General features: G+C 72.2%; 21 protein-coding genes and 1 riboswitch. Of the genes, 11 read left to right on the top strand and 10 right to left on the bottom strand.

What is annotated here, in order from left to right; translation table 11 throughout:
• Positions 1–61: 61 nt before the first annotated feature.
• Both WJM95_RS08215 and WJM95_RS08210 read left to right on the top strand, forming a co-directional pair.
• Positions 62–1,090: a 6-phosphofructokinase gene (locus tag WJM95_RS08215; RefSeq protein WP_339128908.1), complete on the top strand. Its 1,029-nt coding sequence runs from the start codon at positions 62–64 to the stop codon at positions 1,088–1,090.
• Between the two features lie 89 nt (positions 1,091–1,179).
• Entirely contained in the window at positions 1,180–2,175 is a 996-nt protein-coding gene (locus WJM95_RS08210; protein ID WP_339128907.1) for a 2-hydroxyacid dehydrogenase, read from the top strand.
• Here the strand turns inward: WJM95_RS08210 and WJM95_RS08205 are convergent.
• Positions 2,127–4,079: an anthranilate synthase family protein gene (locus WJM95_RS08205; RefSeq protein WP_339128906.1), complete on the bottom strand. Its 1,953-nt coding sequence runs from the start codon at positions 4,077–4,079 to the stop codon at positions 2,127–2,129. The genes WJM95_RS08210 and WJM95_RS08205 overlap by 49 nt on opposite strands.
• A 290-nt stretch (positions 4,080–4,369) precedes the next feature.
• Here WJM95_RS08205 and WJM95_RS08200 point away from each other — a divergent pair, with 290 nt between their 5' ends.
• The 3 genes from WJM95_RS08200 (at position 4,370) to WJM95_RS08190 (ending at position 7,496) form a co-directional block, all read left to right on the top strand.
• Complete coding sequence (locus WJM95_RS08200; protein WP_339128905.1) at positions 4,370–5,587, top strand: glycoside hydrolase domain-containing protein; 1,218 nt, start codon at positions 4,370–4,372, stop codon at positions 5,585–5,587.
• 138 nt (positions 5,588–5,725) lie between these two features.
• The gene (locus tag WJM95_RS08195; RefSeq protein ID WP_339128904.1) at positions 5,726–7,078 is read left to right on the top strand and encodes a 3-deoxy-7-phosphoheptulonate synthase class II; all 1,353 of its coding nucleotides are present in this window, start codon (positions 5,726–5,728) and stop codon (positions 7,076–7,078) included.
• 160 nt (positions 7,079–7,238) lie between these two features.
• Positions 7,239–7,496, top strand: coding sequence for a (2Fe-2S)-binding protein (locus WJM95_RS08190; protein WP_339128903.1), 258 nt, complete (start codon positions 7,239–7,241; stop codon positions 7,494–7,496).
• On the opposite strand, the gene bfr is transcribed toward WJM95_RS08190, so the two are convergent.
• On the bottom strand, positions 7,493–7,972 hold the full coding sequence (gene bfr / locus WJM95_RS08185; protein ID WP_266757830.1) for a bacterioferritin: 480 nt from the start codon (positions 7,970–7,972) through the stop codon (positions 7,493–7,495). The genes WJM95_RS08190 and bfr overlap by 4 nt on opposite strands.
• Before the next feature lie 155 nt (positions 7,973–8,127).
• Between bfr and WJM95_RS08180 the strand changes: the two genes are divergently transcribed.
• Positions 8,128–8,760: a sulfite oxidase-like oxidoreductase gene (locus WJM95_RS08180; protein ID WP_339128902.1), complete on the top strand. Its 633-nt coding sequence runs from the start codon at positions 8,128–8,130 to the stop codon at positions 8,758–8,760.
• A 49-nt stretch (positions 8,761–8,809) separates the two neighbouring features.
• Here the strand turns inward: WJM95_RS08180 and WJM95_RS08175 are convergent, their stop codons facing one another.
• The 5 genes from WJM95_RS08175 to thiO form a co-directional block, all read right to left on the bottom strand.
• Positions 8,810–9,679: a deoxyribonuclease IV gene (locus WJM95_RS08175; protein WP_339128901.1), complete on the bottom strand. Its 870-nt coding sequence runs from the start codon at positions 9,677–9,679 to the stop codon at positions 8,810–8,812.
• Positions 9,680–9,830: 151 nt separating this feature from the next.
• A complete protein-coding gene (pknB, locus tag WJM95_RS08170; RefSeq protein WP_339128900.1) occupies positions 9,831–11,771 on the bottom strand; it encodes a Stk1 family PASTA domain-containing Ser/Thr kinase in 1,941 nt (646 codons plus the stop codon).
• 268 nt (positions 11,772–12,039) lie between these two features.
• On the bottom strand, positions 12,040–12,834 hold the full coding sequence (locus WJM95_RS08165) for a thiazole synthase (protein WP_339128899.1): 795 nt from the start codon (positions 12,832–12,834) through the stop codon (positions 12,040–12,042).
• A gap of 3 nt (positions 12,835–12,837) precedes the next feature.
• Entirely contained in the window at positions 12,838–13,038 is a 201-nt protein-coding gene (gene thiS, locus WJM95_RS08160) for a sulfur carrier protein ThiS (protein WP_339128898.1), read from the bottom strand.
• The gene (gene thiO, locus WJM95_RS08155; protein ID WP_339128897.1) at positions 13,035–14,201 is read right to left on the bottom strand and encodes a glycine oxidase ThiO; all 1,167 of its coding nucleotides are present in this window, start codon (positions 14,199–14,201) and stop codon (positions 13,035–13,037) included. Before thiO ends, thiS begins: the two co-directional genes overlap by 4 nt.
• Positions 14,199–14,311: riboswitch (TPP riboswitch) on the bottom strand. Its footprint overlaps the gene before it by 3 nt.
• Positions 14,312–14,451: 140 nt before the next feature.
• Between thiO and WJM95_RS08150 the strand changes: the two genes are divergently transcribed.
• From WJM95_RS08150 to WJM95_RS08130, 5 genes are all read left to right on the top strand, one after another.
• The gene (locus tag WJM95_RS08150; RefSeq protein ID WP_339128896.1) at positions 14,452–15,690 is read left to right on the top strand and encodes an FAD-dependent oxidoreductase; all 1,239 of its coding nucleotides are present in this window, start codon (positions 14,452–14,454) and stop codon (positions 15,688–15,690) included.
• A gap of 64 nt (positions 15,691–15,754) precedes the next feature.
• Positions 15,755–16,126 carry an Rv2175c family DNA-binding protein gene (locus tag WJM95_RS08145; RefSeq protein ID WP_339128895.1) on the top strand — a complete coding sequence of 124 codons (372 nt, stop codon included), beginning with the start codon at positions 15,755–15,757 and terminating at the stop codon, positions 16,124–16,126.
• Positions 16,127–16,216: 90 nt separating this feature from the next.
• Positions 16,217–16,876 carry a thiamine phosphate synthase gene (gene thiE, locus WJM95_RS08140; RefSeq protein WP_339128894.1) on the top strand — a complete coding sequence of 220 codons (660 nt, stop codon included), beginning with the start codon at positions 16,217–16,219 and terminating at the stop codon, positions 16,874–16,876.
• Positions 16,877–17,005: 129 nt separating this feature from the next.
• Positions 17,006–17,929 carry a methylenetetrahydrofolate reductase [NAD(P)H] gene (gene metF, locus WJM95_RS08135; RefSeq protein ID WP_339128893.1) on the top strand — a complete coding sequence of 308 codons (924 nt, stop codon included), beginning with the start codon at positions 17,006–17,008 and terminating at the stop codon, positions 17,927–17,929.
• Between the two features lie 56 nt (positions 17,930–17,985).
• Positions 17,986–19,011, top strand: coding sequence for a hypothetical protein (locus tag WJM95_RS08130; protein WP_339128892.1), 1,026 nt, complete (start codon positions 17,986–17,988; stop codon positions 19,009–19,011).
• A 31-nt stretch (positions 19,012–19,042) separates the two neighbouring features.
• On the opposite strand, the gene WJM95_RS08125 is transcribed toward WJM95_RS08130, so the two are convergent.
• From WJM95_RS08125 to WJM95_RS08115, 3 genes are all read right to left on the bottom strand, one after another.
• A complete protein-coding gene (locus tag WJM95_RS08125; protein WP_339128891.1) occupies positions 19,043–20,530 on the bottom strand; it encodes an NAD(P)/FAD-dependent oxidoreductase in 1,488 nt (495 codons plus the stop codon).
• 66 nt (positions 20,531–20,596) lie between these two features.
• A complete protein-coding gene (locus WJM95_RS08120) occupies positions 20,597–21,235 on the bottom strand; it encodes a DUF4126 domain-containing protein (RefSeq protein WP_339128890.1) in 639 nt (212 codons plus the stop codon).
• Between the two features lie 484 nt (positions 21,236–21,719).
• Positions 21,720–22,349: a TetR/AcrR family transcriptional regulator gene (locus WJM95_RS08115; RefSeq protein ID WP_339128889.1), complete on the bottom strand. Its 630-nt coding sequence runs from the start codon at positions 22,347–22,349 to the stop codon at positions 21,720–21,722.
• Position 22,350: the final 1 nt, after the last annotated feature.

The raw sequence follows: 22,350 nt of genomic DNA, 5'->3' as shown, positions 1-22,350 counted from the left end.
GAAGTGACCTGGATCACTATTAGCGTGAGTCCGACAGCCAACCGTGGCGAAGGGACTTTCCATGCGGGTCGGAGTACTGACCGGAGGCGGCGACTGCCCCGGGCTCAACGCCGTCATCCGGGGCATCGTCCGCAAGGGCGTGCAGGAGTACGGCTATGACTTCGTCGGCTACCGGGACGGCTGGCGTGGGCCGCTCGAAGGCGACACCGTGCGGCTCGACATCCCCGCCGTGCGCGGGATCCTGCCGCGCGGCGGCACCATCCTCGGATCCTCGCGCACCAACCCCCTCAAGCACGAGAACGGCATCCGCCGCATCAAGGAGAACCTCGCCAAGCAGGAGGTCGAGGCGCTCGTCGCGATCGGCGGCGAGGACACCCTCGGCGTCGCCGCGCGGCTCGGCGACGAGTACGGCATCAACGTCGTCGGCGTACCGAAGACCATCGACAACGACCTCTCCGCCACCGACTACACCTTCGGCTTCGACACGGCGGTCAACATCGCGACCGAGGCCATCGACCGCCTCCACACGACCGCCGAATCGCACATGCGGGTCCTCGTCTGCGAGGTGATGGGCCGCCACGCGGGCTGGATCGCCCTTCACTCGGGCCTGGCCGGCGGCGCCAACGTCATCCTCATCCCCGAGCAGCGCTTCGACGTGGATCAGGTCTGCGCCTGGGTGACCTCCCGCTTCAAGGCCTCGTACGCGCCGATCGTCGTCGTCGCCGAGGGCGCCATGCCCAAGGACGGCGACATGGTCCTCAAGGACGGCACCCTGGACTCCTTCGGACACGTCCGGCTCTCCGGCGTCGGCGAGTGGCTGGCCAAGGAGGTCGAGCGGCGCACCGGCAAGGAGGCCCGCACCACGGTCCTCGGGCACGTCCAGCGCGGCGGGACGCCCAGCGCCTTCGACCGCTGGCTCGCCACCCGCTTCGGGCTGCACGCCATCGAGGCCGTCCGCGACGGCGACTTCGGCAAGATGGTCGCCCTGCGCGGCACCGACATCGTCCGTGTTCCGATCGCGGAGGCGACCGCCAAGCTGAAGACGGTCGACCCCGCCCTGTACCAGGAGGTCGGGGTGTTCTTCGGCTGACCGTCCGACGGCCGCCTCCCGGCGCTGCCCGAGCGGCCCCTGGGGTACGGACCGTATATTCGGCCCGTACCCCAGCACGGGAGAGACCGGTGGAGATTCTGGCGTTCGGCGTCCAGGCCGACGAGAAGCCCCTGATCGAGAAGGCCTTCGCGGGACACCACGAGGTCCGCTGCCTCGACGTCTTCCTGACCGAGGACACCGCGCCCATCGCCACCGGCCACGAGATCGTGTCCACCAGCGTCAACTGCGCCCTGGGCAACCGCGTCCTCCAGACGCTCGCGGCAGGCGGCACCCAGCTGGTCGCCCAGCGCTCCACCGGGTTCAACAACATCGACCTCGACGTCGCCGAGCGCCTCGGCATGACGGTCGCCCGGGTCTCCTCCTACTCGCCCTACTCGGTCGCCGAGTTCGCCTGGACCCTCGGCATGGCCGTCAACCGCCGTATCGTGCGCGCCGCCAACCGCACCCGCGACTTCGACTTCCGCCTCGAAGGACTGATGGGCCGTGACCTGCACGGCCGCACCGCGGGAGTCGTCGGCACCGGCAAGATCGGCGAGGCCTTCACCCGGATCGCCCACGGCTTCGGCATGCGTCTGCTCGGCTGGGACGTCGCCGAGAACCCGGCGTGCGCCGCCCTCGGCATGGAGTACGTCTCCAAGGAGCGGCTGCTCGCCGAGTCCGACCTCATCACCCTGCACGTCCCGCTGATGCCGGAGACCAAGCACCTCATCGACGCCGAGGCCCTGCGTCTGATGAAGGACGACGCGATCCTGGTGAACTCCAGCCGCGGCGGCCTCATCGACAGCCGGGCCCTCGTCGCCGAGTTGCGCGAGGGCCGCTTCACCGGCGTCGGCCTCGACGTGTACGAGGCGGAGGCCGGGCTGTTCTTCCTCGACAAGTCCCTGGAGACCGTCGAGGACGACACCCTGGCCCGCCTCGTCACCTTCCCGAACGTCCTGGTCACCTCGCACCAGGCGTACTACACCCGTGACGCCGTCGGCCAGATCGTCGACGCCACCGCCGCGAACGTGTTCGACTACGCCGAGGGCCGCCGCTCGCAGAACGTGCTCGTGCCCCGCAGCTGACCCGTCAGCTCCCGCACCACGGCCGCGCCGTTCAGCGTCAGCACCGACTCCGGGTGGAACTGCACCCCCGCGAACCCCGGCCCGCGCAGCGCGTGCACCTCCCCGTTCGCGGCCCGGCTGACCTCGACTCCGTGCGCGGCCAGCTCCGCCAGCGCCTCGTCGTCGCAGCGCGCCACGAAGCTGTTGTAGAACCCGACGGTCTCGGGCCGCCCGAACAGGTCGATCCGGGTCTGCGCGCCCTGGTACGGCACGTCCTTGCGGACGATCTCAAGACCCAGCTCGGCCGCGATCAGCTCGTGCCCGAGGCACACGCCGAGGACGCCGTGCCGGTGTTCCCTGAGCACCTGGGCCGTCAGCCCGCGCAGGAAACGCATCTTGGGGTCCGCCGCGTCGGAGGGATCGCCGGGACCCGGGCCGAGGACGACCGGACCCTCGTGGGCGAGGACCGTCTCGCGCAGCCCCGGCTCGTCGTAGCGACGCACCGTCACCTCAAGGCCGGACGAACGCAGCACATGCGCGAGCATCGCGGTGAAGGTGTCCTCGGCGTCCACGACCAGCGCGTGCCCGCTCAGGTCACGGGACCGCTCCTGCATCCGCAGCCAGAACGGCGCGAGCGAGGCCCGCCGCCCGTCCAGCGAGGCCCGCACGCGCGGATCGTCGCCCAGCCCGGGGCGGGCGCCGTCCGGGGCCGGACGGCCGGGCCGCACCCCGAGCGCCGCCAGCACCCCGGCCGCCTTGGCGTGCGTCTCGGCGACCTCGCCCGCCGGGTCCGAGCCCCGGACGAGGGTGGCGCCGACGGGCACCCGCAGCCCGCCGTCCGCGTCGATGTCGGCGGTCCGGATGAGGATGGGGGAGTCGAGCGTCTGCGCCCCGGGCGCGCCGTCCGGGCCGTCCTCCTGACGCCCGACCAGCGCCAGCGCGCCCGCGTAGTAGCCGCGCCCGCCCACCTCGTGCCGCTCGATGACCCGGCAGGCGTTCTGCACCGGCGAACCGGTGACGGTCGCCGCGAACATGGTCTCGCGCAGTACGTCGCGCACGTCGAGCGAGGAACGGCCCCGCAACTCGTACTCGGTGTGCGCGAGATGCGCCATCTCCTTGAGCCGGGGCCCGACGACCACCCCGCCCATGTCCCCGACCGTGCACATCATCTTGAGCTCCTCGTCGACGACCATCGAGAGCTCCTCGATCTCCTTGCCGTCCGCGAGGAACGCGAGCAGGTCCTCCGGCGTCGGTCCGCCGGCCGGATAGCGGTAGGTCCCGCTGATCGGGTTCATCACGACCGTCCCGGCGGACATCCGCACATGCACCTCGGGGCTCGCCCCGACCAGCGTCCGCCCACCCGTCTCCCGCCCCCGCCCTTCCGAGGAAGGCCCTTCGGGCCCTCGCTCCTTTCCGGTGTGCACGACGAACGTCCAGTACGCGCCCCGCTCGCCGACCAGCAGCCGGCGGAACAGCGCCAGCGCGTCGGCCCGTCCGAACCCGGGGATCCGGCCCTCGTACGTCCGCCGGATCACGAAGTTGGCGCCCTCGCCGCGCCCGATCTCCTCGCGCAGCACCCGCTCGACGATCCCGGAGTACTCCTCGTCGTCCACGTCGAAGCCGCCGCCCTCGACCCGTACGTCGTGGTCCGGGAGCTCCGCCAGCACCTGCGCGAGCGGCAGTTCACGGCGTTCCTCGGGGACGAGCACCGTGAGCGGGGTGCCGTCGTCGCGGACGTCGAAGCCGCGCTCGCTGATCTGCCGGAACGGGATCAGCGCCAGGGCCTCGTCGGGGATGTCGGCGAGGCGCTCCACATCGCGCACCGGCCCCCGGAGCAGTTCGACGACGTCGTGGTCACGGCCCGGGGTGCGGCGGCGCAGCAGGGCGAACGGACGGGGATCGTCCAGCAGGTCGAGCAGGGTCATCGGTGCGGTCCTTCTCTCGGATCGTGCATCTCGGAGAGGAACGGCCCGGGTCCGCAAACACCGAAGGCCGCCCTCGGGCGGCCTTCGCGACGTTTCGTGTACGCGCAGTCAGTGGGCCGCCGGATGAGCGGTCCACCACCAGTTCTGGTTCGAATGCGCGAACATGCGCCGCACCTTACCCGACGGTGAGGGGCGGGCAACAGCGTGAAACGGTCCCGCGGGGCGTTCCTACCGTCCGGTCACCGGCCATGGATGGCCAGACAGCCCGATCGCACAGAGAAACGAGAACCATGCGCGCAGCCCGTTCGTCCCAGCCCCGCCGGACCGGAGCCCGAGCCCTGACCGTGCTCCTCGCGGCGGCCGCCCTCGCCGCAGGACCGCTCGTCCCCGCGAGCTCAGCCCCGCGCCCGGGCGACTCCGAGGACCTCACCCAGATCGCCTACCGCGGCTACATCTTCACCGTCCCCGACTCCTGGCGGATCGTGGACCTGAAGAAACATCCGGACACCTGTGTCCGCTTCGACCGGCACGCCGTCTACCTCGGCACCCCGGGCGGCGACCAGAACTGCCCCGCCAGGGCCACGGGACGCACCGAGGCGCTCCTCGTCCAGCCCGCCCCGGTGGCCGCCAGGGCCGTCACCGAGAACCCGGTGGCCCGCACCTACCGGGCCACCGCCGACCGCATCGCCGTCACCGCCGCCTACGGCTACGACCGCACCCGTATGCAGGACGTCCTGCGCAGCGCCGGACTGCCCGTCGCCTCCGCGCGGCGCGAGGGCGCCGGTGACCAGGCCGCGGTGGACCCGCTGCCCACCGACGCGACCTCCTTCCGCGGCGAGGGCTTCGACGCCTGCACCGCCCCGAGCCAGTCGGCGATGGACGCCTGGCGCGACAACTCCCCGTACGGCGCCCTCGGTGTCTACATCGGCGGTCTCAACCGGGCCTGTGCCCAGCAGCACCTGACCGCCGGCTGGGTGCGCGCGCAGTACACGCGCGGCTGGCGGTTCTTCCCGCTGTACGTCGGCCGGCAGCCCTCGTCGGACGGCGGCAGCTGCGGCGGCGGCTGCGCGGCGATCACCAGCCCGGTGTCGCAGGGCACCGCGGCCGCGGACGACGCCGTCAAGCAGGCGGCGGCGCTGGGCTTCGGCAAGAGCTCGGTGCTCTACCTCGACCTGGAGCACTACGAGCCCGGCGGCAAGGTCACCGACCAGGTGCTCTCCTACCTCCAGGCCTACACCGTGCGCCTGCACGCGCTCGGCTACCGCTCGGGCGCCTACGGCAACACCTCGTCCCTGGTGTCCGACCTGATCGCCAACAAGAGCTCCGTCACCCTGCCCGACGTGATCCACTTCGCCCGCTGGAACGGGGTGTCGAGCACGTCCGACTCCTCGATCCCCTCGGCCCTGTGGTCCAAGCACCAGCGCGTCCACCAGTACGTGGGCGACACGACCGAGACCCACGGCGGCGTGCGCATCTCCATCGACCGCGACCGCCTCGACGTGAACTAGACCCCGGCGGCTCACCTCCCCGGGCGGGCGCCGCGGCCGTTCGCGCGGCCGCCCGGGGAGTCACCGATCGAGCGCGGTTCGTCTCACTTGATGAGCATGTGGACAAGACGCCCGACACGACCCCGTAGTGTTGTCCGGGTGACCGTGAACGCTAAGTCCAGCGCGAGCGCTGGCAACACCTGGCGAAACCTGCCCGCGGCGCAGCAGCCCGAGTACCCCGATGCCGAGGCTCTGCGCGATGTGATCGCGGACCTCGAGTCGTATCCGCCGCTCGTCTTCGCGGGCGAGTGCGACCAGCTGCGCGCCCGGATGGCGTCCGTCGCCAAGGGAGAGGCGTTCCTTCTCCAGGGCGGCGACTGCGCCGAGGCCTTCGACGCCGTGTCGGCGGACCACATCCGCAACAAGCTCAAGACGCTGCTCCAGATGGGCGCCGTCCTCACGTACGCCGCCTCGGTACCGGTGGTGAAGGTCGGCCGTATCGCCGGCCAGTACTCCAAGCCCCGCTCCAAGGGCACCGAGACCCGCGACGGCGTGACCCTGCCGACCTACCGGGGTGACTCGGTCAACGGCTTCGACTTCGACGAGAAGTCCCGCATCCCGGACCCCGAGCGCCTGAAGCGGATGTACAACGCGTCCGCCTCCACGCTCAACCTGGTGCGCGCCTTCACCACCGGCGGTTACGCCGACCTGCGCCAGGTGCACGCCTGGAACCAGGACTTCGTGAAGTCGTCCCCGTCCGGCCAGCGCTACGAGCAGCTCGCGCGTGAGATCGACAACGCGATGAACTTCATGCGGGCCTGCGGCACCGACCCGGAGGAGTTCAAGACCGTCGAGTTCTACGCCTCGCACGAGGCGCTGCTCCTCGACTACGAGTCGGCGCTGACCCGCGTCGACTCGCGCACCGGCGACCTGTACGACGTCTCGGGCCACATGGTGTGGATCGGTGAGCGCACCCGCCAGCTGGACGGGGCGCACATCGAGTTCGCGTCGAAGATCCGCAACCCCGTCGGGATCAAGCTCGGCCCGACGACGACGGCCGAGGAGGCGCTCCAGTACATCGAGCGCCTCGACCCGGACCGCGAGCCGGGCCGCCTCACCTTCATCGTGCGCATGGGCGCGGACAAGGTCCGCGACAAGCTGCCCGAGCTGGTCGAGAAGGTCACCGCCTCCGGCGCGACCGTGGCCTGGGTGACCGACCCGATGCACGGCAACACCTTCGAGGCCGCCTCGGGTCACAAGACCCGCCGCTTCGACGACGTGCTCGACGAGGTCAAGGGCTTCTTCGAGGTCCACAAGGGTCTGGGCACGCACCCGGGCGGCATCCACGTCGAGCTCACCGGTGACGACGTCACCGAGTGCGTGGGCGGCGGCGACGAGATCTTCGTCGACGATCTGCACCAGCGCTACGAGACGGCCTGCGACCCGCGTCTGAACCGCAGCCAGTCCCTTGACCTGGCCTTCCTCGTCGCCGAGATGTACCGCGACCAGTAGCAGATCAACAGGCGTCCGGCCTGTTACCGGCACCTGAAGTGGGGCGCGGATCACATACGATCTGCGCCCCACGCCACTTTTGCGGTTCCTGTGCGACGGGTAAGGTTAGGTTAGCCTCACCGATCATCGGGACGGCACGACCCAGCGATTCCGGCGGGAGGTGAACCGCGTGTACGTATGCAGCTGCTTCGGGATCACCGAACAGCAGGTGAAGAAGCACGCGGCCGACGGCGCCTGTACTCCTCGGCAGATAGCCTCGGCCTCCAAGGCGGGCACGGACTGCGGTTCGTGCGTGCGCCGGATCCAGGCACTGCTGGGCAGGGGCTCGTGCCCGCGCCGCGATCTGGCCGACCAGGGCATGCCGGTGCTCTCCCAGGTCCTCGGGCAGCCCGAGGCGGACCGCCGCGAGGCCGCCTAGCTCTCCGGCTGCTCGACGAGCTGCGCGATGTAGAGCGCCTCGCCGAGCTTCTCGACCAGTTCCAGCTGGGTGTCCAGATAGTCGATGTGGTGTTCCTCGTCCTCGAGGATCGACTCGAAGATGTTGGCCGACGTGATGTCGCCCTTCGCGCGCATCACCTCGATCCCGCGCTTGAGGCGGTCGATCGCCTCGACCTCCACCTGACGGTCGGCCTGGAACATCTCGGTGACGGTCTGGCCGACCCGGACGTGGAAGAGCCGCTGGTAGTTCGGCAGCCCGTCCAGGAAGAGGATGCGGTCGGTGAGCACCTCCGCGTGCTTCATCTCGTCGAACGACTCGTGCCGGGTGTACTTCGCGAGCTTCGTCCAGCCGAAGTTCTCCTGCATCTTCGCGTGCAGGAAGTACTGGTTGATCGCGGTCAGCTCACCGGTCAGCTGCTCGTTGAGGAATTCGATGACCTCGGGGTCGCCCTGCATCGCAGAGGCTCCTTCCAAGTGGGGTACTGGGCCGATTGCGCCGCATCTTTGCACCGGTGTCCTGGAGCGTCCAGTAAGTGCATGCTTACTACGAGTTGCACCGATCCGACCTGTGCTGGTCACGGGCACTGTTCCGGGTCTGTCAGGATGGAGTCATGGGTCAGCCGGTGGAGCGCGAATCAGGAGGAACGGCACAGTCGGAGCTTCCGCCGGGACAGCGGCTCCAGCGCGGCTGGCCGGTCACGCACTACGGGCCCGTCCCCAAGTTCCGCCCCGAACGCTGGGAGTTCCGGGTCTTCGGCGCCACGGCGGACGGCGGGAAGCAGTGCTGGACCCACGAGGAGTTCACCGCCCTCCCGTACGCCTCCGTCGTGGCCGATCTGCACTGCGTCACGAAGTTCAGCATGCTCGGGGCCGAATGGGGTGGCGTGCCCGCCCGGGCGATCCTGGAGACAGCACCGCCCTCGCCGGCCGTCACCCATGTGATGGTCTGGGCCGAGTACGGGTTCAGCTCCAACCTGCGCCTCGCGGACTTCGCCTCCGAGCGCACCATCTTCGCCACCCACAAGGACGGCGAGCTGCTGACGGCGGAGCACGGGTTCCCGCTGCGCCTGGTCGTCCCGCATCTGTACGCGTGGAAGGGCCCCAAGTGGGTGCGCGGCGTCGAGTACATGACCGCCGACCGCCGCGGCTTCTGGGAGGAGCGCGGCTACCACAACGTGGGTGACCCCTGGCGCGAGCAGCGCTACTCCTACCAGGAGGAACCCGGGGACGGCCCCGAACTCTGAGCCCGCCCGCGGCCCCCGGCTCCGCCGTCGCGCGGCTTCCGCCCCGGGCTCAGCCGTCGCGCAGCTTCTTCAGCCGCTCCACGTCGGCCGCGTGGCCCTCTTTCCCGCCGGGCGTCTCGATGATCAGCGGGACACCCGCCGTCGCGGGATGCGTCATCAGGGCGCGGAACGGGTCCTCGCCTATGTGGCCCGAGCCGATGTTCTCGTGGCGGTCCTTGTGCGCGCCGACCACATCCTTGGAGTCGTTGGCGTGGATCAGCTTCAGCCGTCCCTCGCCGACGGTGTCGACCAGCAGATCGAGGGTCTGGTGCATGCCGCTCGGTCCTGTCAGGTCGTGGCCCGCCGCGAAGATGTGACAGGTGTCGAGACAGACGCCCAGCTTGGGATGGGAGTCCAGGGCCTCGAAGTAGGGCCCGAAGTCCCAGGTGCGCGAGCACAGGGAGGCGCCCTGGCCGGCCGTCGACTCCAGCAGGAGGAACGGGTCGTCGTCGTGGGTCAGTTCCTCCAGCAGCGGCAGCAGCCGGTCGCGCACCTGCTTCAGGGCGACGGAGCGCTCCCGGCCGCCGGTCGCGCTCCCGGTGTGCACGACCACCCCGAGGGCGCCGATCTCCCGCCCGCGCCGCAGCGAGTGCCGCAGCGACTCCACCGACTTCTCGGCCGTCGCCTCGGTGTGCGAGCCGAAGTTGATCAGATACGGGGCGTGGACGTACGCGGGGATCGACCCGGCGGCGCACGCGGTGCGGAAGTCCTCGTCCTGCTCGGGGTTCCCGGCGGGGGTCGCCCAGCCGCGCGGGTTGGCGACGAAGACCTGCACGGTCTCGGCCGCGAGGTCGCGGGCGTAGGCCAGGCCCACGGAGCTGAGGCCGCCGGCCACGGGGACATGGCCGCCGACGGGGTTGCGGAGCTGCTTGCTGGTCACACCCGCCAGGGTGTCACGCGCCGCCGGGCACCCCGCGGGCGGACCGGTCCGCCGGACTCGCGGGGCAGCGGCCACCGGGCGGCCGCCCGGCCGGAGGCCGTCCGCCCCCGCGGCCCGGAGGCCGTCCGCCCCCGCGGCCCGGAGGCCGCGCTCAGCGGATCTGGATCGTGATCGTCGAGCCCTTGGGCGCCGTGTCGCCGGCGTGCACGGACTGCTTCTTGACCGTGTCGCCGAAGAGGCCGAGCAGCCCGCGGTCCTCCTCGACCTGGAACCCGGCGTCCGTCAGCGCCTTCTTGGCGTCGTCCACGCTGTCGCCCACGACGTCCGGGACCTCGACCATCTCGGGGCCCTTGGAGAGCGTCAGCGTCACCGTGTCGCCCGTGGCGGCACGGGCTCCGGCGTCCGGCGTCTGCCGGGCGACCTGGCCCTTGTCGAACTCCGAGTTGACGCGCTCCGTGGCGATCTTCACCTTCAGGCCCGCGCTCTCCAGCTGCGTGGTGGCGTCCTCGACCGAGGTGCCGGTCACGTCGGGCAGCTCCACGGGGGCGCCCTTGCTCACCACGATCGCGATCGCCGATCCCGAGTGCCGCTCGGTGCCCGCGGCCGGATCCGTACCGATCACGAAACCCCTCGGCACGTCCTGGCTGAAGTCGCGCGTGACCATGCCCGGGGCGAGCCCGTCGCCCTTGAGCACGTCCTTCGCCTTGAACAGCGCGAAGCCCTTCAGATCCGGCACCTTCACCGTCCGGGGGCCGTCGGAGACGGTCAGCGTCACGGAGTCGTTGTCGCGGATCCGCTGGCCGACACCGGGGTCGGTGCTGATGACCGTGCCCCGCTTCACGGTGTCGCTGTAGGCGTGCTTGACCCGCTTGACGTCGAGCCCGGCGCCCTGGAGCTGCTTCCTTGCCTGCTGCTCCGTCTTGGCCAGGACGGGCGGGACCTTCGTGAACTGGCCCGAGTTGATGTACCAGACACCGGCGCCGAGGCCGAGGACCAGCACGATCGCGGCGACGACCAGCAGCATCCCGCGCCGCGGCCGGGCGCCCGGAGGCCGCGTGGGCATGACCGGCGCGGTGGTGAACGGGCTGCTCTGCTCGAACCGGCTGGTCCGGTCGACGGAGCCGTCGTCCTCGTTCACCGGCAGCAGCCGGGGGACGGACAGCGAGCGCGGGATCACGCTCGTACGGTCGTCGGCGTTGTCGTGGCCCACGGACAGGGCGCCCGGCGGAACCGCGTCGAGCTGCTCGGCGGTGAGACCCGCCCGTGCTTCGAGGACCTGGCCGAGCAGCGCCACCGCGTCGGTGGGGCGGAGCTCGGGGTTGCGGGCCGTGGCCGCGGTGACCAGCTCGTCCAGCGCGTACGCCAGACCGGGCACGATGGCCGAAGGCGGCGGTACGTCCTCGTGGAGGTGCTGGTAGAGAACCTGCGCGGCGGAGTCCGCGGTGTGCGGCTTGGCGCCGGTGAGCATCTCGTAGAGGACGACTCCGCAGGCGTAGACGTCGACGCGGGTGTCGGCGGTGCCGTGCTCGATCTGCTCGGGGGCGAGGTACGACACGGTGCCGAGGACGGTGCCTGTCGTGCTGGTCACCGTGTCCACGGCGCGCACCAGGCCGAAGTCCGCGACCTTGACCCGGCCGTCGTCCCCTATGAGGACGTTCTCCGGCTTCATGTCACGGTGCACGAACCCGGCGCGGTGGGCCGCGCCGAGCGCCGCGAGCACCGGCTCCAGGATGTCGAGCGCGGCCCGCGGCTGGAGGGCGCCGCGCTCGCGCAGCACGTCGCGCAGGGTGCACCCGGCGATGTACTCCATGGCCAGGTAGACGTACGACCCGTCCGCCCCCTGGTCGAAGACCTGCACCACGTTCGGGTGCGCCAGCCGTGCCACCGACTTGGCCTCGCGGATGAACCGCTCGACGAACGTGGCGTCGGCGGCGAGCGTCGGGTGCATCACCTTGAGTGCGAGCACACGGTCGAGGCGGGTGTCCAAGGCCCTGTAGACCGTGGCCATGCCGCCCACCGCGATCCGTGCCTCGACGCGATACCGGCCGTCGAGCACGTGTCCGACAAGCGGGTCCTGAAGGGTCGTATCCACGCAGGTGAGTCTACGAGCCGCCACTGTCACGGCGCCCCGTTCGGGCGATTCGGGGGCCCGACTGCATCCGAGCTGTGACGAGCGCGGCCCGCACGAAGATCCGTTCGTCGCACATGTGTGCGATCAAGCCCCGTCCGTCACCGCAAGGCCACAACACGACAACCTGCGCCGCCGCCCGGCCGGAAACCGACGGCGGGTGCGCGGGCGCCAGGAGCGTCCCGGCTCAGCCGGCGCGGGCGATCGGAGTGCCGCGGTCCGCCCGGTGAGGTCAGAACGCCGGGCGCTCCGGATCCAGTGCCGCCATGCCCTCCACGGGGGAGGACGCCGTGGCGAAGTGCCGCCTGGGGATGCGCCCCGCCCGCCGCGCCAGCCGCCCCGCCTCCACCGCATGCCGCATGGCCTCCGCCATCAGCACCGGCTCCTGCGCCCGCGTCACCGCCGAGGCGAGCATCACCCCCGCGCACCCCAGCTCCATCGCCAGCGCGGCGTCCGACGCCGTACCCGCTCCCGCGTCCAGGATCACCGGCACGCGCGCGTGCTCGACGATCAGCTCGAAGTTGTGCGGGTTGCGGATCCCGAGCCCGGACCCGATGGGCGAGCCGAGCGGCATGATCGCCGCACAGCCCACGTCCTCCAGCTTCCGCGCGAGCACCGGGTCGTCGTTCGTGTACGGCAGCACGGTGAAGCCGTCGTCCACCAGTGTCTCCGCCGCGTCGAGCAGCTCGATCGGGTCGGGCAGCAGGGTGCGCTCGTCGGCGATGACCTCCAGCTTGACCAGATCGGTGCCCAGCGCCTCGCGCGCCAGCCGGGCGGTCAGCACGGCCTCGCCCGCGGTGTAGCAGCCGGCCGTGTTCGGCAGGACCCGGATGTCCAGCCGGTCCAGCACCGAGAGCACCGAACCGTGCACGGAGGCGTCCACGCGCCGCATCGCGACCGTCGTCAGCCGCGTGCCCGAGGCGACCAGGGAGCGCTCCAGCACGTCGAGGCTGGGCGCGCCGCCCGTCCCCATGATCAGCCGGGACGCGTAGGCCGTACCGCCGAGGACGAAGGGATCGTCTGCCATGGGTCAGCCTCCTTGGACGGCGGTGAGGACTTCGACGCGGTCGCCCTCGGCGAGCGCGGTGGACGACCACCGCGCGCGCGGGACGACGGTCTCGTTCAGGGCGGCGGCCACCCCGGACGACGAGGGGGTGAGGGTCGCGACGAGCGCGTCCAGAGCGGTGCCCGCGGCGATCCGCCGGCTCTCCCCGTTGACGACGATGTTCATACGGGCAGCTCCGTGCGGGCCGTGGCGCCGAAGCGCAGAGGGGTGAAGGGGTGGGCTTCGGCGGGGAGTTCGCCGGTGGTCAGGACATGGGCCATCACGTCACCGGTCACCGGCGTCAGCAGCACGCCGTTGCGGTAGTGGCCGGTGGCCAGCAGGAGTCCCTCCAGCGCGCTCGGGCCGAGCAGCGGCGCGTTGTCGGGCGAGCCCGGGCGCAGCCCCGCGCGGGTCTCGGTCAGCGGCAGCTCGGTGATCCCGGGGACCAGCTCGTGCGCGTCGCGCAGCAGCTCGTACACGCCACCGGCCGTCACCGTGGTGTCCCAGCCCAGTTCCTCGCTGGTCGCGCCCACCACGAGCTCGCCGTTCTCTCGCGGCACCAGGTAGACGTGGCTGCCGCGCACCACGGCCCGGACGGTCCGGCTGAGGAACGGGGCGTAGCGCCCGGGCACGGTCAGCCGCAGCACCTGCCCCTTGACCGGGCGCACCGGCGGCACGACGTCGTCCGGCACGCCCGCCAGACGCCCGCTGAGGCTGCCCCCGGCGAGCACCACCCGGTCCGCGCCGAGCTCGGTGCCCTCGGCGGTGACGACCCCGGTGGCCCGGTCCCGTACGACGGTCAGACGCTCCGCCCAGGTCCGGTGCACGCTCACCCCGGCCCGCTCGCACGCGGTGACCAGGGCGGCGGCGAGGCGGCGCGGGTCGATCTGGTGGTCGCCGTCCACCCGCAGGCCCCCGCGCACCCCGGGCGCGAGCATCGGCTCCAGACGGCGGCACTCACGGCCGCTCAGCCATTCCGACTCCAGCCCCGAGCGGACCTGGAGCGCGTGCAGTTCCCGCAGATGGGCGCGGTCGTCGGCGTCCAGTGCCACGGCCAGCGTGCCCGACCTGCGGTAGCCGAGGTCCCGGCCGGTCGCCTCGGTGAGCTCGGCGGCGAAGTCCGGATAGCGGCGCGCCGAGGCGAGGTTGAGGCCCAGCAGGGTCTCCTCGCCGAAGTGCAGCTCCGTGACGGCGGCCAGCATCCCGGCCGCGACCCGGGCGGCCCCGCCGCCCGGCTCGGGGTCCACGAGCGCGGTGGCGAGCCCGCGCTGCGCGGCCCGCCAGGCCGTCACCAGGCCGATGATCCCGCCCCCGACGACGAGGACGTCCGACGTACGTGCAGACGGCATGGGCGTCCAGCCCCTCCCTTCGCCGGCATGACCCGGATCAGGTTCGTACGGTCGGAGGCCGCCCAGCCTCCCTCTCAGCCCGGTCCGTCCGGGCTCCCGCGAGTGCTTTACGTCGGCCACCCTAGCCCGCCCCCGTCCGTGCCGGTAAGGGAGCCTCCGCCCGTGGCGCGGCCGCCGGGACCGGTCGTGTGGAACAGGTCACCGAGCACGTCCGCTGACTGACGGATCGTCACGTGTCTATGGTGATCGGGTGAGCGATCAGACGCAGGCACAGTCCCCGCCGCGGAGCGCCGCGGCACGGCGGGTCGTCGTGGTGGGCGCGGGCATGGCCGGGGTGCAGACCGCGGTCGCCCTGCGCGAACAGGGCTTCACGGGCACGGTCACACTGATCGGCGCGGAGCCGCATCAGCCCTACGACAGGCCGCCGCTCTCCAAGGCCGTCCTGCTCGGCAAGGCCGAGGGCTCCGCGTTCGACGTCGACTTCGAGTCCCTGGACATCGACCTCAGGCTCGGCAGCGAGGCACTCGGCGTGCGCCCCGGCGAGCACGAACTGGACACCGACGCGGGACCCGTCCCGTACGACGTCCTGGTCGTCGCCACCGGGGCCGAGCCGATCCGGCTCCCCGGCGCCGAGGGCGTGCCCGGGGTGCATCTGCTGCGCACCCTGGACGACGCCGACCGGCTGCGTCCCGTCCTCGCCCGGCAGCACGACATCGTGGTGGTCGGCGCGGGCTGGATCGGCGCCGAGTTCGCCACGGCGGCGCGCGAGGCGGGCTGCGCGGTCACCGTCGTCGAGGCCGCCGACCGGCCGCTCGCCGGGGCGCTGCCGGCCGAGGTCGCCGCCCCGATGGCCGCCTGGTACGCGGACAGCGGGGCCTCGCTGCGCACCCGCGCGCGCGTGGAGCGCGTCGAGCCGGGCGCGGTGGTCCTGGACGACGGCTCCCGGGTGCCCGCGGACGCCGTCGTGGTCGGTATCGGCGCGCGCCCCGCCACCGCCTGGATCGCCGGCTCGGGGATCGAGCTCGGCGCCCACCGGGAGATCGTCGCCGACGACCACCTGCGCACCTCCCTGCCGGACGTCTACGCGGTCGGCGACTGCGCGTCCTTCCCCTCCGGGCGCTACGAGGAACGCCTGCTCGTCCACCACTGGGACAACGCCCTCCAGGGCCCCCGCACGGTCGCCCTGAACATCGTCGGGGAGACGCCCGCCGCCTACGACCCGGTGCCCTACTTCTGGTCCGAGCAGTTCGGCCGTTTCGTGCAGTACGTCGGCCACCACGCGCCCGCCGACACCCTGGTGTGGCGCGGCGACCCCTCGGGCGCCTCCTGGTCGGTGTGCTGGCTCCGCGAGACGCGGCTCGTCGCCCTCCTGGCGGTGGGCCGTCCGAGGGATCTGGCCCAGGGCCGCCGGCTGATCGAGGCGGGCGCGGTCATGGACCCGGAGCTGCTCGCGGACCCGGCGAGGCCGCTGAAGGGCGCCACGGCCTGACCGGGAACCCCGGTACGGACGCCCTCGGCTTCCGACTGTCGGTCCGGGATGGCACGCTTGTCCCGTGACCGAGATTGACGCAAAGATCGATGCTCTCGTCCCCGCCTGGCTCACCCTCCCCGACATCGCCGAACAGCTCGGCGTCGAGGTGACACGCGTCCGGCAGCTGGTCAAGGAAGGCCAGCTGATCGCCGTACGCCGTGGTGAGAACCGCGCGCTGCACGTCCCCGCCGACTTCATCGACGTGGACGAGCAGAAGGTCGTCAAGGGCCTGGCCGGCACCCTGACGCTCCTGAGGGACGACGGCTTCTCCGACGAAGAGGCCCTCGAGTGGCTCTTCACCCCCGACCCGACCCTGCCCGGCACCCCCGCGCAGGCGCTGAGCGAGAATCGCGGCACGGAGGTGAAGCGCCGCGCCCAGGCGCTCGCCGTCTGACCTGTTCGAGACCGTCCGGCACGGGGAGCACGGCGGCGGGACCATTCCGGCCGCCGCGCTCCCCGCGCACCGACAACGGGGGACCCACGCATGCCCGAGAACGCCGCCACGACCGCGCGGGAGCGCCTCGCCGACGCCCGCGTCTATCTGTGCACGGACGCCCGCAGACGCCAGGGCGACCTCGCCGAGTTCCTCGACGCGGTCCTCGCGGGCGGCGTCGACATCGTGCAGATGCGCGACAAGGGCATGGAGGCGGGCGAGGAACTGGAGCACCTCCGGGTTCTCGCCGACGCCTGCGCCCGGCACGGCAAGCTCCTCGCGGTCAACGACCGCGCGGACGTGGCCCACGCCGTCCGCGCCGACGTCCTCCACCTGGGCCAGGGCGACCTCCCGGTCCCCGCGGCCCGCGCGATCCTCGGCGACGACGTGCTCATCGGCCGCTCCACGCACTCCGGGGCCGAGGCCGAGGCGGCCGCCGTCCAGGACGGCGTCGACTACTTCTGCACCGGCCCCTGCTGGCCCACCCCCACCAAGCCCGGCCGGCACGCGCCCGGACTCGGCCTGGTCCGCCACACGGCGGCCCTCGGCACCGCCCGTCCCTGGTTCGCGATCGGCGGCATCGACCTCGGCCGGCTGGACGAGGTGCTCGAAGCCGGTGCCCGCCGGGTCGTCGTCGTCCGGGCGATCACCGAGGCGGACGACCCGGGCGCGGCGGCGGCGGAGTTCGCCAAGCGGCTGCGCACGGCGTAGCGGCGCCGAAGGAGCCCGCGCGGGCGTCCCGGAGGGGCCGCTGTCCGAGGGGTGGACAAGAACTCGACAGATCGGACAAATGTCAGCGGTTCGGTTGGGTGACCGACGCCCTCTGGCTAACCTGCCAGTATGGCCCTCGGATCCGCTTCCACCAGGACTGATCGTGCGCGCACGGTGCGCGACATGCTCGCGACCGGCAAACAGACCTATTCCTTCGAGTTCTCCGCGCCGAAGACCCCCAAGGGTGAGCGGAACCTGTGGAACGCGCTGCGGCGGGTCGAGGCGGTGGCCCCCGACTTCGTCTCCGTGACCTACGGAGCCGGCGGCTCGACGCGGGCCGGCACGGTCAAGGAGACCGAGCAGATCGTCCTCGACACCACCCTCACCCCGGTCGCGCACCTCACCGCGGTCAACCACTCCATCGCCGAGCTGCGCAACATCATCGGGCAGTACGCGGACGCGGGCATCCGCAACATGCTCGCCGTGCGCGGCGACCCGCCCGGCGACCCCATGGGGGAGTGGGTCCCGCACCCCAAGGGCCTGACCTACGCGGCCGAACTCGTGCGCCTCATCAAGGAATCCGGCGACTTCTGTGTCGGAGTGGCCGCCTTCCCCGAGATGCACCCCCGCTCCACGGAGTGGGACCTGGACGTCTCGCACTTCGTCGACAAGTGCCGTGCAGGCGCCGACTACGCGATCACGCAGATGTTCTTCCAGCCCGAGTCCTACCTCCGTCTGCGTGACCGGGTCGACGCCGCGGGGTGCGCGACTCCGGTCATCCCGGAGGTCATGCCCGTGACAAGTGTGAAGATGTTGGAACGGCTGCCCAAACTCTCGAATGCTTCGTTCCCGGACGTCCTGAAAGAGCGGATCCTCACAGTCAAAGACGATCCGGCGGCTGTACGCTCCATTGGGATCGAGTTCGCGACGGAGTTCTGCGCGAGGCTGCTGACCGAGGGAGTCCCCGGACTGCACTTCATCACGCTCAACAACTCCACGGCGACGCTGGAAATCTACGAGAATCTGGGCCTGCATCACCCGCAGCAGGCCTAGACCGGTCGCACCCGCGTACGACACACTGCGGAGCGGCCACTGGGAGAGGGGCGTACATGGGCTTGACGGTCCTCTATCTGGCATTCGGCATCGTCGCGTTGTGGCTGCTCGGCGAGGTGCTGTTGCAGTACAAGGCGCGACTGCGCTTCCGGCTGCTCGCCTTCGTCGGCTTCCTCGGTGTGGTTCTCGGCGTCCTGATGCACTCGGTTCCCGTCATCGGCCTGGGCGCGGCCGCCTTCACGGTCGGCCAGACGTATGTGACGCTGTCGTTCCGCCAGGGCTTCGCGCAGGGCTGGGCCATCAAGGGCCCCGGCGCGGAGGACAGGCCCGGCAAGCTCAGCAAGCGCCGCCGCGGCGAGCCGGACGAGGCCGACGAGCTCGACGACAGCCAGGACCTCGAAGAGGTCGAGGTGGCCGCCTACCGGCGCGAGGACCCGTACATCGCCGACGAGGACGACGTCTTCACGCCCGCGCCCGCCCCGTCCGACCGCTTCGCGCCCCCGGAGCCGGCCGAGGCCACGGCCGCCGAGTCGACCTCGGTGTACGAACCGCAGCCCCTGCCCGAGGACACCGGCTCCTACGGCGTCTACGACACCACCGCGTACTCCGGGGCGGGCGACCAGTCCTACGCGGGCGCCGCCGCCTCCCAGGACCAGCAGGCCTACGCGACGGGCCAGAACCAGCAGGCGTACGCGACCGGGCAGAACCAGCAGGCCTACGGGTACGACGGCTACACGGGCTACGACCAGCAGCAGTACGCCTACGGCAACGGTCAGCAGCAGTACGCCGGCTACACGGACCCGTACACCGGGCAGCAGTACCCGGGCGCCACCTACGACCAGAGCGCCTACAACGGCGGCGACCAGCAGCAGTACGCGCAGCAGCAGAACTACGACCAGCAGCAGTACGCCACCGGCACGTACGGCGGCGAGACCCCGGCCGGCGGCGTCTGGGTGCCGCAGCAGCGCACCGACGAGTACGGCGGCGAACTCCCGCCCGAGCAGCAGCAGTACCCGTACCAGGGCAACGGCAACGGCAACAGCAACGGAAACGCCGGGTACGACGAGCAGTACCGCTACTGACCCGCCGCGCCGCCCCGGCCCCCGGCGCCGGTCACTGCGAGCCCCGGAAGTCCGGTCCCTCCACGATCAGCCCGGCCACCAGCGCACCCGACATGCCCGCGTGCGGCAGACCGCCGCCGGGGTGGGCCCAGCCCCCGGCCGCGAAGAGCCCCGGTATCCGCGTGGTGTTCGACGGGTGCAGCAGCCGGCCCTCCGCCGCCGCGAGCGCGGGAGCGGGAACCGCGCCGTCCCGCGCGCCGGTCTCCTCCGCGATGTCGGCGGGGGTACGGACCTCGTGCCACAGAAGCCGGTCGCCCAGACCGGGCACGGCCCGCCCGGCGGCCTCGAGAACCCGCTCCACGTCCTTGCCCGACACCCGCGCGCCGGACGGCACCGTGACGGTCAGCGTCACGGCCTCGTGCTCCGCGTCCGGTACGAGCGCGGGGTCGCCGGGACGCGTCACCACGACGGTCGGCGCCGCGGGCACCCCGGGGCGCTCGCCGAAGAGCCGGTCCAGCTCCTCCTCGCGGTCCGCCGAGTGGACCACCGTCCGGTGCGCCGTGCCGGCGGGCCGCGCGCCGCGCAGCGCGAGCAGCAGCGTCAGCCGGCTGGCCGCGCCGGACCGCGGCGGCACCTCGTCGGGCCCCCGCAGCCCGGCCCCGGCGAGGAGCCCCTCGGGCGCCACGCCCGCGACCACGAGGTCGGCCTCCTCGAACGCGCCGTCCGCCGAGAGCTCCACACCGGCGGCCCGGCCGTCCTTCTCCACGATCCGTGCGACCGGGGTGCCGAACCGGAACTCGACCCTGCGCTCCAGGCACCGCTCGAACACCGCACGCGCCAGCTCCCGGATGCCGCCGCGCACGTACCAGGTGCCGAAGGCGTGGTCCATGTACGGCAGCACGGCGGCGCTCGCCGGGGTGGTGCGCGGGTCGAGCCCGTACGCCAGGGCGTGGCTCTCCAGGAGCGCCCTCAGGCGAGCGTCGCGCAGTTCCCAGGCGGCTACCTCGGCCAGGGTTCCGGCCCTGCGGGTGCGCAGCAGCTTCTTGTGCGGCACCGAGGGGTAGGGATCGCGCTCGGCCAGCACCGCCCAGTCGGGCCACAGCGGCTCCTCCAGGAGCGGCCGGCGCGCACGGTCCCACGCGTCCCTGGCCCGCACCAGGAAGTCGCCCCACCGGGCGCCCGCACCGTCACCGAGTGCCTCGTCCAGCGCGGAGACCACACCCGCGCGCGAGGCGTTCGGCAGCGACACCCGGGTGCCGTCCGCGAAGACATGGGCGCCGGCAGGGTCGACCTGCACCAGCTCGACGCACTCCTCCAGCGGCCGCTTCCCGGTCTTGACGAACAGATCGCGGTACACCGCGGGCACCGGGAGCAGGCCCGGGCCCGTGTCGAAGGCGAAGCCGTCCCGCTCGAAGCGGCGCACCGCCCCGCCGTACGTCTCCGTCCGCTCGAACACCACCACCCGGTGGCCCGCGACGGCCAGCCGGGCGGCGGTCGCCATCGCGCCCATTCCGGCGCCGATCACCACGATCCGTCCCATGCCCGCGACTTTATCGGCCCCCACCGACAGTCCGGTCGGCCGAGGCCCGCTCCGCCGGCGGTCCGGTCAGCCGCCGTCCGCCCACGGCGCCCGGCCGGGTGGCCGCCCCACCGTCGTGCCCGTCCGCCGCTCCTCGCGGCGCCGCGCCCGGCGGCGCAGGAAGCCTCTGATGCGCGAGACGAGGAAGAAGAGCACCGCGAGCCCCGTGCACAGCAGGACACCGGCGACGCTCGCCGCGGCCCAGGGGTGGAAGATCGCCAGCGTGACGATCCCCGCGACCCCGAGATCCTCGGCGGTGCTCATCACGATGTTGCTGAAGGGCTCGGGCGAGGTGTTGACCGCCATCCGGGTCCCGGCCTTGACCGCGTGGCTCGCCAGGGCGGTCGAACCGCCGAGCACGGCCGCCGTCAGATCCGAGACCGACCCGCTCTGTCCGGCGAGCAGCGCCCCGACCCAGGCACCCGCCGCCGGCCGGATCACGGTGTGCACCGAGTCCCACACCGAGTCGACGTACGGGATCTTGTCGGCGACCGCCTCGCAGAGGAAGAGGACACCGACTGTGACCAGGATCTCAGGGCGTTGCAGGGCCTGCGGGACCTCGTCGCTGAGCCCGGTGGCGCCGAACACGCCGAGGAGCAGCACCACCGCGTACGCGTTGATGCCGCTGGCCCAGCCGCTGGTGAAGACCAGGGGGAGTACCGACACGGAGGGGATCGTAACCAGTGCGCGACGGCGGCGTCCTGGGTCTGAGCACGTATGCCTGAGTATCCGTACCTACAGGGTGAGATGAGTAGGCGCACGGATGGGTCCGACCTGCGCGAACGGGAGAGTGGAGGCACGGAGAGGGGCGCGGCTCCGGCACCGCCGACACGGGGCGGCGGAACGGAACCCGCGCCCTTGGCCGCTCCTTCCGCCGGCTCGGTCGGCGGGAGCGAGACACGGGGGAACCCGGGGGACGACCTGACGGGGGCCCGACGGGGGTACGGGGGAGCACGGCGAGGCGCCGGTACGGACGGCCCGCGGGGGACGCGGCCGACCGAACCGGCGCTCTCGTACGCGCGGTGCGTGGCGCGGACGTCCGGTGGCCGGTCAGCCGCGGAGCGGGCATGCCGGGAGACGCGACGGCCGGGCCGCCGCCGAACCGGCGCCCCGGGCGCTGCGGCGGACCGCCGCCGGACGGCGCCCCGCCTCAGCCGTGGCCGCTCACGCGTCCCTGGAGGAGCCGGGACAGTGCCGCGTGGACGTCGTCCAGGGAGCGTTCCGGCTGGAACGCCTGCCAGTCCAGGGCGGCCACCAGGACCATGCCGACCAGCGCCGCCGCCGTCAGAGGGATGTCGATCTCGTCGCTGAGCTCCCCGCCCGCGACCGCGTCGCGCAGAACCCCCTCGACGACCGCCACCGCCTGCTGCCGCACCACCATCAGCGTGGACTGCCAGGCGCGGTTGGTGCGCCAGAGCTCCGCCACGTAGAGCTGGGTGAACGCCGGATAGCGGTTGATGAAGACGAGCCCGGCCCGGATCATCGCGTCCAGCGCGTCGACCTTGCTGCCGCCGTCCCGGTCGGTCTTCTCCGCCGCCTCCCGCAGCGAGGCGGTCAGGAGTCCCACGCCATGGCGCAGCAGCTCTTCGAAGAGGACCGATTTGCTGGCGAAGTTGTAGTAGACCGTGCCCTTCGCGACCCCGGCCCGCTCGGCGATCTCGTCCACCGTGGTGGCGGAGAAGCCCTGTTCGGCGATCAGGGTGACGGCCGCCTCGTAGAGCTTCTGCCGGGTCGCCTCGCGGCGGCTGCCACCGCCCGCCGTGGTGCTGCTGCTTTCCATG

The sequence above is a fragment of the Streptomyces sp. f51 genome (assembly GCF_037940415.1).
In the GTDB taxonomy this organism is placed as follows: Bacteria; Actinomycetota; Actinomycetes; order Streptomycetales; family Streptomycetaceae; genus Streptomyces.
The sequence above is the reverse complement of the archived record's forward strand: the minus strand, read 5'-3'. Positions and strand labels throughout refer to the sequence as shown.